Origin of the sequence: Imperialibacter sp. (assembly GCF_048007035.1) — a bacterium.
GTDB lineage: Bacteria > Bacteroidota > Bacteroidia > Cytophagales > Cyclobacteriaceae > Imperialibacter.
Map to the genome: position 1 here is coordinate 591,222 of NZ_CP180355.1, position 12,739 is coordinate 603,960.

The 12,739-nt window shown below is 44.4% G+C and carries 10 protein-coding genes; 6 read left to right on the top strand and 4 right to left on the bottom strand.

The features are described from left to right. Positions 1–246: 246 nt before the first annotated feature. Positions 247–879, bottom strand: coding sequence for a response regulator (locus tag ACMVP2_RS02670; RefSeq protein WP_416866601.1), 633 nt, complete (start codon positions 877–879; stop codon positions 247–249). Further along, on the bottom strand, positions 869–2,743 hold the full coding sequence (locus ACMVP2_RS02675; RefSeq protein WP_416866602.1) for a 7TM diverse intracellular signaling domain-containing protein: 1,875 nt from the start codon (positions 2,741–2,743) through the stop codon (positions 869–871). Before ACMVP2_RS02675 ends, ACMVP2_RS02670 begins: the two co-directional genes overlap by 11 nt. Positions 2,744–2,930: 187 nt before the next feature. Between ACMVP2_RS02675 and ACMVP2_RS02680 the strand changes: the two genes are divergently transcribed. The 6 genes from ACMVP2_RS02680 to ACMVP2_RS02705 all read left to right on the top strand — a co-directional run bounded on the left by ACMVP2_RS02680 (position 2,931) and on the right by ACMVP2_RS02705 (position 11,459). Then, positions 2,931–3,671: a peptidoglycan recognition family protein gene (locus tag ACMVP2_RS02680; RefSeq protein WP_416866603.1), complete on the top strand. Its 741-nt coding sequence runs from the start codon at positions 2,931–2,933 to the stop codon at positions 3,669–3,671. Positions 3,672–3,840: 169 nt separating this feature from the next. Next, complete coding sequence (locus ACMVP2_RS02685; protein WP_416866604.1) at positions 3,841–3,990, top strand: hypothetical protein; 150 nt, start codon at positions 3,841–3,843, stop codon at positions 3,988–3,990. Positions 3,991–4,453: 463 nt separating this feature from the next. Further along, entirely contained in the window at positions 4,454–5,080 is a 627-nt protein-coding gene (locus tag ACMVP2_RS02690) for an RNA polymerase sigma factor (protein WP_416866605.1), read from the top strand. A 142-nt stretch (positions 5,081–5,222) separates the two neighbouring features. Then, positions 5,223–6,275, top strand: a complete 1,053-nt coding sequence (locus ACMVP2_RS02695; protein WP_339786178.1) for a FecR family protein — start codon at positions 5,223–5,225, stop codon at positions 6,273–6,275. A gap of 73 nt (positions 6,276–6,348) precedes the next feature. Then, positions 6,349–9,876, top strand: coding sequence for a SusC/RagA family TonB-linked outer membrane protein (locus ACMVP2_RS02700; RefSeq protein WP_416866606.1), 3,528 nt, complete (start codon positions 6,349–6,351; stop codon positions 9,874–9,876). A 38-nt stretch (positions 9,877–9,914) separates the two neighbouring features. Next, positions 9,915–11,459, top strand: coding sequence for a RagB/SusD family nutrient uptake outer membrane protein (locus ACMVP2_RS02705; RefSeq protein WP_416866607.1), 1,545 nt, complete (start codon positions 9,915–9,917; stop codon positions 11,457–11,459). A 142-nt stretch (positions 11,460–11,601) separates the two neighbouring features. Here the strand turns inward: ACMVP2_RS02705 and ACMVP2_RS02710 are convergent, their stop codons facing one another. Then, a complete protein-coding gene (locus tag ACMVP2_RS02710) occupies positions 11,602–12,045 on the bottom strand; it encodes an RES family NAD+ phosphorylase (RefSeq protein WP_416866608.1) in 444 nt (147 codons plus the stop codon). Further along, positions 12,042–12,500, bottom strand: coding sequence for an antitoxin Xre/MbcA/ParS toxin-binding domain-containing protein (locus ACMVP2_RS02715; protein WP_416866609.1), 459 nt, complete (start codon positions 12,498–12,500; stop codon positions 12,042–12,044). The genes ACMVP2_RS02710 and ACMVP2_RS02715 overlap by 4 nt, the downstream gene beginning before the upstream one ends. Positions 12,501–12,739 lie beyond the last annotated feature (239 nt).

A 12,739-nucleotide genomic window follows, 5' to 3' on the forward strand; every position in this document is an offset into this window, starting at 1 on the left:
TATTTTTTGTCGAAAAAAGTCAAAAAAAATGCATACTTATTCTTTTTGACTAAACTCGGATCAATCTGCATTTCTGGGGATCGAATGTTTCGTTTGTGGTTAAATAAAAAAGCAAAACTGGTTCAATGCGTCTCGCCCGGTCGGGCTTCTCCAGTCAGATAGGCTTGGACCCTTTGCTTTTTTATGACCACTCGGGACATTGGGTTAAAAGGGTAATCCCCCAGATTTTCCGCTTGATACCTAAACTCAAATATTATTATCAACTATGAACTTCATCATTGAAGCAAAGTTTTTCAAGCCAAGCTTAGAGGCAATGTTTTTACGATGGGTCTTAATGGTAAACTGGCTCAAGTTGAGCTGGTCGGCCATTTCCTTTGTGGTCATTCCCTGCTTAATGTGCTGAATGATCTCCATTTCTCTTCTGGTGAGATTAAACTGCTTCACAAAACTTTCATCCTCAGTGAAGCTGGCGGCGTGATCTGGCTTCCGTAAAGGGAACACTGTTTCTCCGGAAGCAACCTTTCTTATTGCCTCCACTAGCTTCTCCCTTGGGCTGGTTTTAAGCAAGTAACCACGTGCACCGTATTCCCGAGCCTTCTGTATCATATAGTCCTCCCCGTAGGTGGAAAGCATTATGATCTTAACATGAGGGTTCCATGCATTGATTTCTCTTGTCACTTCAAGCCCGTTCATGCCAGGCATGTTGATATCCATCAATACCACATCCACTTGTGTATCTCTCAACAGCGACTGTAACTGTTTCCCGCCTGTGGCGGTGCCCACCACCTCCAGGTCGGGCTCCTTTGTTAGCATTAACCTCAGACCATCAATAAACAACAAATGATCATCAGCAATAACGATTCTCAGTTTAGCTGTCATTTTGTTTTGATTTAAGTAGAATAGAAACTATTACCGTAGTTCCGGCCTTATTGGAGTCAATGGCCAACTCACCCTGAAGGTACTGCACCCTCGACTGAATGCTTTTCAGGCCGATTCCGTTTCCCGCTCCATCGGAAAAGCCTTTTCCATTGTCCTCCACAACCATCTCGAAGGACTCATCGTGATAGAAAAGTTGAATTGTTGCTTCAGTGGCCTCAGCATGTTTCAGGATGTTGCTGGTAAGCTCCATCACGATCCGGTAGATCATCAGCTCCTCATCTTTTCCAAAATACTTGCTCCCTCCCTTTTGGTAAAAAGCAAAGCTTACTCTTGAATCATCATTCAACTGTTGCACGTAGGCTGCTATAACATCCTTGAGATTGGTATTGGCGAACTCCGGCGGCATAAGATTGTGTGAAACCTGCCTTACATGTGCTGAGGTATCATCCAACAACTGCATAAGAGAGGATTTTTGCGCTTCGTCTGACTCCAGCGACTGAAGGTTGAGTTTTATAACAGCCAGATTGCTGCCCAAATCGTCGTGAAGATCTTCTGCAATTCGCTTTCTTTCTTCTTCCTGGGCACTGATAATCTTTTTTACCTGCACTACCTTCTGCTTTTGAAGTTCCGAAGTGATTTTCTCTTTTTCTCTTTGATAGATTCTGTAGCGGTACATCAGCCCAAATGAAATGACAATGGTTTCAATCACCATGCCTATTTCAAAAAGAGAGGGAGGAAAAAGGTAGGAAGAGGAAGTCAAAAACAAAATTCTCTCAAACCCGCCTATCAGAAAGATAAGCAAGCCGACAAGAATAAGCCAGCTGGTATTAAAGCCCTTATACAGGCTATAAACGCAATTTATGACTATTAAAATCAGTCCTACAAATGTGCTCTTATTAGCAATTTCAAATAAAATGATTTCAGGCCGGTGAGGTATCTCTATATAAAATACAACAAAATGAACCGCCGCTGAGAGGAAAAGAATCCACTTTACAATGCTTGTAGTTTTATAAAGCAGGCTTTTGCTGCCAATATTCGTAAAGAAAAGCTGGAGCACTTGAATCAACATCCCAATGGATAGCGCTGCTACGCCTGCCATTCCCAGGGTACGGTAGCCGGAGCGGGAGTCCATACCAAGAAACTGTGCGTCCAGATTCTCATGTTTGAATAATAATAAGATTTGAATAGCAATGTACAGTGAATACCAGAAGTGGATTTTGTCAAACGTAGAGAAATAGAGGTAAAAATTAAAAAAAAGGAAAAGCAAGAGCATGCCTATCATGAGTCCGAATGAAAAATAGAACCGAGCCTCCATCTTCTTTTGGGCTTTGGGGTGCAAAAGAGCCAAGGCAATAACCCGATATGCGTGACTCTCGTCTGTCGTTAAGTAAAACGTATCAGTTGTTTTGGGCCCGATAGATATTGGGTAGGTATAATGAGCATACGCATAGGGTCTTGACTCAAATGGGTACGAGTAGCCTATTTTACCGAGCGATTTCCAGCCATCATCAGAAGACTGGAATAACTCCCCTTCACGCATTCCCAGTTGGCCTAAAAGTAGCATCAGCTGCCTGCTGGTTGAATCGCCATTGTATATCTTGAATCTAAACCAATAGTGAAACTCGTCGTAGCCCACATGGATAATGGGATCGTTGTCCAACCGGATGAATTTTGAGTCATAAAGAGGTTTGGTAACCGAATCAAACGGTATCAAAAAATTAGTCTTGAGCACTTCAACATACTTATTAACAAGGGGATAGGAATCTTCCTTGCAAACAGCTGCATCAATCGGCTGGCTTGTTAACTTTGCCGCAGTCATTAGCATCGCAACAATCAAAAGAGTCGTTTTCAGAAGGGTTTTCATTACCCGAACAAACTAAGTGGTTCTTTTGGGAATAAGAAATACAAACAAAGGAGTATAGTGGGTTTCCAATTACCAAAAGCATACTGACAATGAATTCGTTACGAAGAAAAAATGAATTTCAACCCAGTCTTTCCGTAAATCCAATAGATTTTCACAACTTGTTCACTCAAAAAAGTGGCCTCCGAAAATGCACAACTATTTAACTACAGTTCTTTCGATCAACAGCAGATCATCACTGCTTTTCGTGCTCCTGGTTTTTATTTCGGTGCTTTCGAATTGTGACAATGCCTCTGGTCAGCAAGAAAAGAAAGTCGTGAGTACTGTTGATTTCACAGTCGACACCATCCCTACCCTCAACGCTACCAAGCTTGAACTTACGAAACAGTATTGCCTTGAAAACTATGGGGTGGCCAGCTATAAACTAGACAGCCCAAAAATTGTACTGGTACACTTCACTGTCATTCCAACATTGGAAGAAACCGTTGCGTACTTTCAGAAAGACTCTATCGAATCGAGCCGAACAAACATCAGTAAGTTCAGTCAAATGAATGTGGGCATTCACTACATCGTTGACAAAGATGGCAGTATCTATAAGCTCGTTCCCGACACCGTAATTGCTCGTCACGCCATTGGCTTCAATCATGTCTCCATTGGTATCGAAAACATTGCCAAAGACGCAGCTGACCTCACTCCTGCTCAGCTGGAGAGTAATGTAAAGCTGATTGCAGTGCTGAAGGAAAGAAACCCTGGCCTGGAATATTTGGTAGGTCATCACGAGTACAACGACACCTCACTGGCTCATTACAAGCTGTTTCTGGCGGTAGACGAGTCGTACAAACCACACAACAAGCCAGATCCGGGGCCAAAGTTTATTTCTGACCTCAGGGAAAAGCTCAAGGCTGAATACAACCTAACTTTTATGAAATAATGATCGCCCGCATTTGGCACGGCTGGACTACCCCCGAAAACGAAATGGCCTACCAGACCATTTTGCTTAATGAAGTCATTCCTGGCATCAAAGCCAAAAATTTACCAGGCTTCAGAAAGATACAAGTCATGAAACGGCCTGTGGGTGTCGAAACAGATTTACGACGATCATGTATTTCGACAGTCTCGAAAACATCAGGAGCTTTACCGGAGATGACTACGAAACAGCCCACGTTCCTGAAAGAGCCAGGGCGGTACTGAAGAGGTTTGATGGCAAGGCCATCCACAGAGAGTTGGTAGAAGAAACTTCTGTTAGTTGAATGGATTGCTCACCACACGAACGTTGGTGACATCATTTGGGTAAGCAAAATCAAGACTGCTTCGTATCACACGGATTCAGAGCGGAACAGGGCTTCGTTACTTCATAGTCAAAACTACCAAAGTATCATGACTATTGAATTATTCTTAATTAAATCGTCATTTTTTATCGTTTGCAACAACATGCCATGGTTTTTCGGTAGACAAATCAGCAAACTCGCACTCAACGCATTTTTAATTTTCTGCTAGAAAAACTAAAAAGCACTATGAAATAACACTATCATAACGTACTTTATTGTTTGGTATTTGTCCGGTTTAGTAATATTGATTAAAAATGGTGTTAACGCCCACAAACTAATAGATCGAAATATTTCGGGTATATTAATTCAAGTTGGCACATGTTACATCTATTTAATACCTGTTGGCAATATTATTAGGCGATCACTTGCCTCAACCAGCTAAAGTATGTCTCAGTTCGTCACTATTAACGAGTATAGCGGTGAGTCCGATCTTTGGGATCAGCTGGTTCGGTGTGGAGACAAAACAGCCCTTAAATCGATCTACACTGCGTATGCTCAACTCCTTTTCAACTACGGCATGCACGTGACGCAGAACAAAGATTTAGTCAAAGATTGCATCCAAGACCTTTTTTTAGAACTGCTAAAAAACCACGCAACCCTCGGCAAGACCTCCTCAATCAAGTACTACCTGTACAAGGCACTTCGGCGAAAAATTATTTATGAGGAAAAGAAGATTACACGTCAAATGTCGAGCCAGGAGCATTTTTCAGACACCGATGGTGCCGAGGTATTCTTCGAATTTTCAGAAACAGTTGAAAAAGCTAATGCATTGAGCCGGAAGAAGCTTCTTCAGTCAGTTCAATCTTTACCGAAAAGGCAACAAGAGGTTATCCAATTAATTTTTTTTGAAAACCTAAGCAGAGACGAGGTTGCTGAAATTTTGGAAATTGACGCCAACTACCTGTACACCATCACCTGGAAAGCCATAAAGGCCCTGCGGAAGACACTTTTACCCAGGAAAGTTATTACTCATATCATCCCCATCCTGCTCGGCTTATGCCTGCTGAATTAAGCCATTCCCACCCCAATAATTCTCTCAAAAAACCTTTATCTCTGTCCGGAATTGTGTTGGACGTGATTTTTTTTTTCAAAAAAAGGTAGAGATTTCATTTCTGCTTGCTTTTAGTATTAAAGTAGTCATAAAACGAATATTTATGAACCCTACCTTTAATACAGTAGAAGACCTAATCGTAGACAATTCCTTTAGAAAGTGGGTGCTTCAAAACGACCCCAAAGCAAAAGCGCAATGGGAGCAATACCTTTCGACAAACCCCGAAAAGAAAGAACTGGTTGAAGAAGCCAAGCTATTCCTCAAAAAGCTTCCCAGGGTAAACTATCAATTGCCCACCTCCGACTTTGAAACTATTTGGGCTCAAATTGAAAAAAGCTCCGAGTCTGAGATATATAATCAGGAGCAGGCAATGGCATCAACACCCTCGGGTGCCAGAGTGCGGTCAATTTCCTCCACATGGTATTATGTGGCCGCTTCTATTGTCCTGATTCTAATTGCAGTCGGAATCAGCCAACGCTACGGCAGCCTGCTGGGAGACACAACTGTGTCTTTCCACACAAAATATGGCGAAAACCAAACGATTGAACTGCCCGATGGATCGGTGGTGACTTTGAATGCTAACTCAAGCCTGACCTATAACAGTCAACACTTCGATGACGACCGCAGAACGGTAAAATTGGACGGCGAAGCCTTTTTCAAAATAAGCAAGCGTGCCTTGCCAGGCGGCGGCAAGATTAAGTTCATTGTGGAAACAGCCGACCTCGAGGTAGAAGTTCTGGGCACGGAATTTAATGTGAACACCAGAAGGGCGAGCACAAAAGTGGTACTTACCGAGGGCCAGGTACAGATCAAGCTCACGAAGACCGACAGTGTAGGGCCAATCACCATGCTGCCCGGCGAAAAAATCACATATACCTCAGGTCAGAAATCGCCAACGAAGGAGCAAGCTAAAGTGAATGTTGCCACCGCATGGAAAGAGAATGAACTCATTTTCGAAGATACCCCCGTGGGTGAAATTATTCACGTGCTGGAAGACAATTATGGCCTGAGAATAAAACTAAAAAAACCAGGGATTGCTGAACGGCATTACACAGGAAAGTTCAAAAATCCTGACCCTGAAGTCATTTTAATGGCACTCTCAGGTCTGTTTGACCTGAAACTTGAGCGCCGCAACGGAACTGTTACTCTAAACTAAAGCTGCCTATGGAAAACCAATGTAGAACAATTAAAGATCGAACCAGTACCAAGGAAATTAAACTGCAAAACTTATGAAAATCTCTACAAAAAAATTTTTGTACTCGGTAGGATTTACCTTTCTACTCCTACTCTACCACAGTGGAATTGGGCAACCTGTCGACGACCTTTTGTTGTCGGCAGATGCTAGCTTATCCAACACCTATACGATAGAAGAAGCGCTCGAACACCTTGAAAAGAAACACCAGGTATCGTTTCACTACGAAACACAAATGGTCAGAAACGCAAAAGTTTCTGGCGATCTGTCTGATTTTGATCGGAAAAACCTGCAAGATGCACTGAGCATTTTGCTGGAACCCTTAAAGCTCAATTTTCGCAAGCTGGATGACAACTATTACCTGATTGTGAAAGACAATACCCCAAAGAAAATTGAAGGCCAAAAGACAGCGGGCTTTACCACCTCTCTCGATAGGGGACCACTGTACGCTTCAATTGCCAAGATCAATTCATACCAGCTACCAAAAATCCCCGTTTTAAGAGAGCAGACCATATCCGGTAAAGTAACAGATGAAAAGACTGGAGAAGGGCTACCGGGCGTAACTGTACTAGCCAAGGGAACCACAACTGGCACAACTACTGACATGGATGGTCAGTATCGCCTTACTGTTGCCGATGAAGTAACTACCCTGGTATTTTCATCGATTGGCTTTGTCACGGTGGAAGTTCCCATCGCAGGCAGGTCCACTATTAATTTTGCGATGAAAGAAGACGTGACCAGCCTGGACGAAATTGTCGTTATTGGTTACGGTACGCAAAAAAGGTCGGATTTAACTGGCTCTGTTGGTTCTGTGAACACTGACCAGCTTCAGCAGCGTCCTGCACCTTCTTTAAATCAGGCCATTGCGGGCAGAATACCCGGCGTGCAGGTAAACATCAACTCAGGCCGCCCTGGTGGAAAATCGAATGTAAGAGTTCGTGGCTTCAGCTCTATCAACTCTTCCAATAACCCATTGTATGTTGTGGACGGAGTGCAGTTGCCAGTGGGCAATCAAACACAGCGCAGCTCGGCCATTGACTATATTAACCCCAGCGATATCGTTTCTGTTGAAGTGTTAAAAGACGCTTCCTCGACTGCCATTTACGGTGCCAGAGGTGCCAATGGCGTTATCCTTATCACGACAAAAAAGGGCAAGTCAGGTGAAGGAAAAATCACCTATGATGGAATCTTCAGTGTAAACACTTATGGCCCTAACAAGCCAGAGGTGCTAAACGCAAAAGAATACCTGGAAGTGGAAGATCTTGCCTGGCGCAACATGGAAAAGTTTGACCCCGACGGCTGGGCCGCTGGCAAATGGGCGTATCTGAATCCTGCCCTAAAGAGAACCGATCCAAGGCTTTTCGATGCCAATGGCAATCCCTACTACGACACTAACTGGATAGAAGAAACAACGCAAAACAAGCTGTCGCAAAATCATCAGCTCAACTTCAGCGGAGGCGATGACAAAACAACCTACTCATTTTCATTGGGTTACAGAGATGACGAAGGCTTGTACAGAACGTCATTTATGACCAGGTACTCGGGCAGACTGAATATCGAAACCAAAGTCAAAAAATGGCTTACAGTGGGCGCTAACCTCAGCTATAACTACCAAAAGGAAAACAATGTAGACTATAGTGACCAGGTGCCACGCCGAATGGTGGAAGATTTCCCGTTCCTTCCTGTGTACTATCCCGACGGCACCTACGCCGACAACAGGGACTACCCGTTTGCCGAAGGAACTATGAGCTCGGTTCACAACCTGCTGGAGCGTGAATACCTGATCAGCACACAGACCATGCTTGGTAGTGCTTTCACCAATATCACATTGGCAGAAGGCCTGGTTCTACGCACAGTGCTTGCTTCCAACATTGTAACCAGAGGCACACAACGCTACGAAGGTCGTACGATACAGATCGGTTCTCAAGGACGTGCCTGGCTTGCTGAAGAAGAAGAAGATTTTTGGTCATTTGAAAACTATTTGACCTACACCAAAAATTTTGCTGAGATTCATTCCTTCACAGGAATGCTTGGTCTGTCATGGCAGGAGTCGAATTATTTTGGTCAGTCTTCGGAAATCAGAAATTTCTCAACAGACTATTTCCAATATAATAACCTGGGTGCTGGTAGCCAGAACCTGGCTGTGGGATCCGGTGCCAATAGAGAGGCGCTCAACTCATACTTCGGTCGTTTCAACTACAGCCTGATGAACAGGTACCTCATCACATTTACCGGCAGGGCCGACGGTTCATCTAAGTTTGGCGACAACAATAAGTACGCTTTCTTCCCATCAACAGCGTTGGCTTGGAGAATAAGTGAAGAGGGTTTTATGCAGAGTGTCCCTGCGGTTTCCAATTTGAAGCTTCGAACAAGCTACGGTCTGACTGGTAACTCAGAAATACCACCCTATTCTTCTTTATCATTATTGGGTTCTGGCTACGCAGCCATTTTGAACGACAGCAGAGTGGGTGGCACGGGCATCAATCGCCTGGCAAACCCTGATCTGAGATGGGAAAAAACTGCACAAGCAGACGTTGGCATTGAATTGGGCCTTTTCAAAGGGAGAATAGGCATTGAAGCTGACTATTATTACAGGAAGACTACAGACATGCTGCTTGATGCACCGGTTCCGCAGACCAGTGGTTATGCAACCATCCGCAGAAACGTTGGATCAATGCAAAACAAAGGGCTTGAACTTGCATTGAACACTGTAAACGTTGAATTCAACAGGTTCTCGTGGAATACCTCATTCAACATTTCGTTCAACCAGAACAAAGTATTGGAGCTGGCTACCCGATCAGACATCTTTGGAGTAGGTGGTCCTGGCATCACCAACCAAACAAGCATTATTCGTGAAGGCGAACCTGCTGGCGCTTTCTGGGGACTTAACCGCCTGGGCGTGTGGGGAACCGACGAAGCTGCTGAAGCTGCTGAATTTACCAGCTACAGAAATGGCTTAACCATGCTGCCAGGCGATATCAAGTATGAAGACGTGAACGGTGATAAAGCCATCACAGATGCTGATAGAATGATTATAGGGAATGGTAGCCCTAAAGGATGGGGTTCGTTCATAAACAATGTACGGTTCGGTAATTTCGACCTGACCTTGGATCTGCAGTTCATGTATGGCAACGACATCATGGACATGAACCTCCACTCTAGTGAAGACCGCCAGTCGTTAGCCAATAGCTACCGCACTGTGCTGAACGCATGGACTCCTGAGAATCAGAATACTATGATTGCCCAAGTAAGAGACACCCGGGCAGGCTATGTAACCAACGTGGATACTCATTGGGTGCAGGACGGCTCATTCATCAGAGGTCGAAACTTACTGCTGGGCTATTCCTTGCCAACAACAGCAGTTGAAAGGATCAAGCTTAGCAATGTCAGGATTTATGCTTCTACGCAAAACTTCTTCCTGATAGTAAGCGACGAGGTAATTGGTGATCCTGAGATTACCCCAATTCGTGGTAATGACAGCAACAATGTATTCTCGCAAGGGATGAAATGGCACGAGTACCCTAAGCCAACAGTATGGACAATGGGTATTCAGATTGGACTTTAGTCAGTGTCAGTTTTTCCAACCATAAAAAGACAAACATCATGAAGAAATATTCGATAAAAAACATAAGCAAAATCGTCTTGAGCGGCACATTGCTACTCTGGACAGGATGTTCAGGTTTTTTGGACGAAGAAGACCCATCTAATCTTACTCCTTCAAACTACTATACAATACCTGACCATGCGGAGGCAGCCGTCGCAGCCGTATACGATAACACCAGATTCTATGGTGACGGTGCCGGTATCTTCTCTTCCAACTGGCAACTTTTGGAGGGCCCTACCGGTACGTCTACCACGGAAACTGCTCAAAACTCAGATTTGAATAACCTGTATTCTCTTACCTGGGACGGCAACACCGGCCACATTCTCAACTGGTGGAGAGGTATCTATCGCCTGGTTGCTCAGGCCAATCTGGTGCTGGACAGGGTTCCAGATATAACCCCGATGGATGAGGCTCAAAAAGCCAGAATTCTCGGACAAGCCAGATTTTTGCGAGCATGGGCCTATTTCTACGCTGTGAGGCTGTGGGGAGATGTTCCATTGATCCTGGAACCACAAACGGCCTCCTCAGAGAACTTCTACCCGTCTCGTGCCACTCAACAGGAAGTATATGATCAGATTGTTGCAGATTTAATAGCTGCTGAATCGGCAGGACTTCCATGGACCGATGTGACCGGACGTGTTTCAACGTCCGCTGTCAAGGCCATGCTTGCAAAAGTATACCTTACCATGGCTGGCAAACCGCTTGATAAAGGAACGTCTCACTACCAGTTAGCAGCTGCCAAGGCCAAAGAGATTATCGATAATGCAGGTGAAATAGCACTTTTTGATACCTACGCTGAAGTCCATAACGAAAGGCTGGGAAACAGAAAAGAGCACATCTTCAGTCTGCAGTACAATAACCTGGTGGCTGACAACCCGATGGGCAACATGTTTCCGAACTTCAAGCCTGTGAGCTATCGTGGCCCTTCCGGAACAGGTAGTACAGTTCCTACGCTATCGTTTTACAACTCCTATGAAGACGGAGACATCAGAGCGGTGGATCAGGAAGGCTATTTCTATACTACCTACTACACCAATGGTAGTGGCGCACCATTTGACCTCGGCGCACCATATATCTTCAAGCATTTCAATGTTATTGCCAACGGCACAGAAGGGGTTCCGGGAACTGCCAAGGACAATCTGAATGTGCCAATGATTCGTTATGCAGAAGTGCTTCTGATTTATGCAGAGGCACAAAATGAAGTGGCCGGCCCCTCGCAAGCTACTTACGATGCGCTTAAGGCTATAAGAGACAGAGCGGGGCTGATAACTCCTGCTTTAGGAACGTTCAGTCAGGCTACCTTCAGAGAGGCTGTTTGGAAAGAGCGTTGGTTTGAATTCTGCTATGAAGGCATCACCTGGTTTGATATGATCAGGCTACGAAAAGTGTTCAATGAAACCAACGGTGGATTTGATGATTTTGTCGGACACGTCAACCTAAACTCCGATCAGGCGCTTCAGGCTAAGCATCTATTGTTTCCAATTCCAATACAGGAAATAGTGAACAACCCGAATCTCGCACCTCAAAACACAGGGTATAATTAACTAATCAATTAAACTCTGCTCTCCCCGGTTGCAATCATAGGGTTTTGCAATCGGGGAGTTTTTTTTTGGCAGGCTGCACGCCTATATTGAAATCCTTTTTATTAGCTGACCCAAGCCTGAGCTATCATCAACAGGTAAACCGTTACAACCTTCTGTCGAAGGAAAACTCATCAGAGCTAATTAGCTTAATCCTTTTAAATTCCTGATGGCTGGGATTCAAAATGTAGTTAAACTCCTGGGGAATAATGGCTGATGGCACTCTAAGCACTGCGGCATTACTCTTTTTCAGCCATGTGTCACCTATGGTTCTTGTCGACACTTGTTGGGAAAACTCCTTCCAGTTGACTGGTAAGTCATTTAAAACCACCCGATCAATAGCAAGATCATCGGGTATCTCAATCGTCATTACCCTAAATCCAGCATCAAGCCCTTCTCCACTCCTGTGCACCAAATTTTCAAGGCAGGCCAGTGATCTTGATCCGGCAGTGTAAATGACAAAAGTACCTTTGGAGTTCCACCTGGCCACAAATCCAGAGGCAAATAAACTTGTACTAAACTTGGCCAGCGTAATCCTGTACACCCTCATGCAGTGTCACCCTGCTGAATTCGATCCAACTCTTCGCTGATGAGGTCTATGCCATCGGAGGTTTTAATAAGATGCAATGGAGTACGATTATCAATACCAAAGGCGGGCTTGGACAGCCAGTTAAGGAATGACTCTCTCTGGCCGAAGGTATCCACGCCCTTACGGTAAAGAGCGACTAACTTAAGCATTAGCTCACTTTTGGCAGGGCTAAACTTGATTTGCTGCGCCTGGTATTTATGAATGGTTTTGGGATTGAGCTCAACTACCTCAGCCAGGTAATCATGGTGGCCAAACAAACCCACCACATCATCAAAAATGGTAGCAGGCACCCCATCTAGCGCTTCAAAGGCCAACGTGGTGTGATTGGAAACCGCAGGCCTAAGCCTTTGATAGATGACTTCAGGCTCTTCAACCATCATCTTTCGATCCAACTTATCCACTCTGTACTTTTTCATAAAGTAAAAATAGGAATAATTTCCTAAAAAAATAGAATTTTTTCTAATCGTTTCTTAAAGCATCTACAGGCCTCCTTTTCGACGCCATTAAGGTCTGTGAGCCAAAGGAAAGCATACCCGCTACTAAAATTCTATTCTTAAAAAGCTTTGACGCAATTACCCCTAGCAATTGCCGTATTTGCACATCGAATGTGCCGTCGGAACCCCGCACCTTTGTAACGTACCAAAAAAGAAACAAC

What these genes read in the sequence shown, in the direction of transcription:
- ACMVP2_RS02710 (WP_416866608.1), bottom strand. Translation starts at nt 12,045, where the DNA reads ATGAGGGTGTACAGGATTACGCTGGCCAAGTTTAGTACAAGTTTATTT.
- ACMVP2_RS02675 (WP_416866602.1), bottom strand. Translation starts at nt 2,743, where the DNA reads ATGAAAACCCTTCTGAAAACGACTCTTTTGATTGTTGCGATGCTAATG.
- ACMVP2_RS02690 (WP_416866605.1), top strand. Translation starts at nt 4,454, where the DNA reads ATGTCTCAGTTCGTCACTATTAACGAGTATAGCGGTGAGTCCGATCTT.
- ACMVP2_RS02705 (WP_416866607.1), top strand. Translation starts at nt 9,915, where the DNA reads ATGAAGAAATATTCGATAAAAAACATAAGCAAAATCGTCTTGAGCGGC.
- ACMVP2_RS02685 (WP_416866604.1), top strand. Translation starts at nt 3,841, where the DNA reads ATGTATTTCGACAGTCTCGAAAACATCAGGAGCTTTACCGGAGATGAC.
- ACMVP2_RS02670 (WP_416866601.1), bottom strand. Translation starts at nt 879, where the DNA reads ATGACAGCTAAACTGAGAATCGTTATTGCTGATGATCATTTGTTGTTT.
- ACMVP2_RS02715 (WP_416866609.1), bottom strand. Translation starts at nt 12,500, where the DNA reads ATGAAAAAGTACAGAGTGGATAAGTTGGATCGAAAGATGATGGTTGAA.
- ACMVP2_RS02695 (WP_339786178.1), top strand. Translation starts at nt 5,223, where the DNA reads ATGAACCCTACCTTTAATACAGTAGAAGACCTAATCGTAGACAATTCC.
- ACMVP2_RS02680 (WP_416866603.1), top strand. Translation starts at nt 2,931, where the DNA reads ATGCACAACTATTTAACTACAGTTCTTTCGATCAACAGCAGATCATCA.
- ACMVP2_RS02700 (WP_416866606.1), top strand. Translation starts at nt 6,349, where the DNA reads ATGAAAATCTCTACAAAAAAATTTTTGTACTCGGTAGGATTTACCTTT.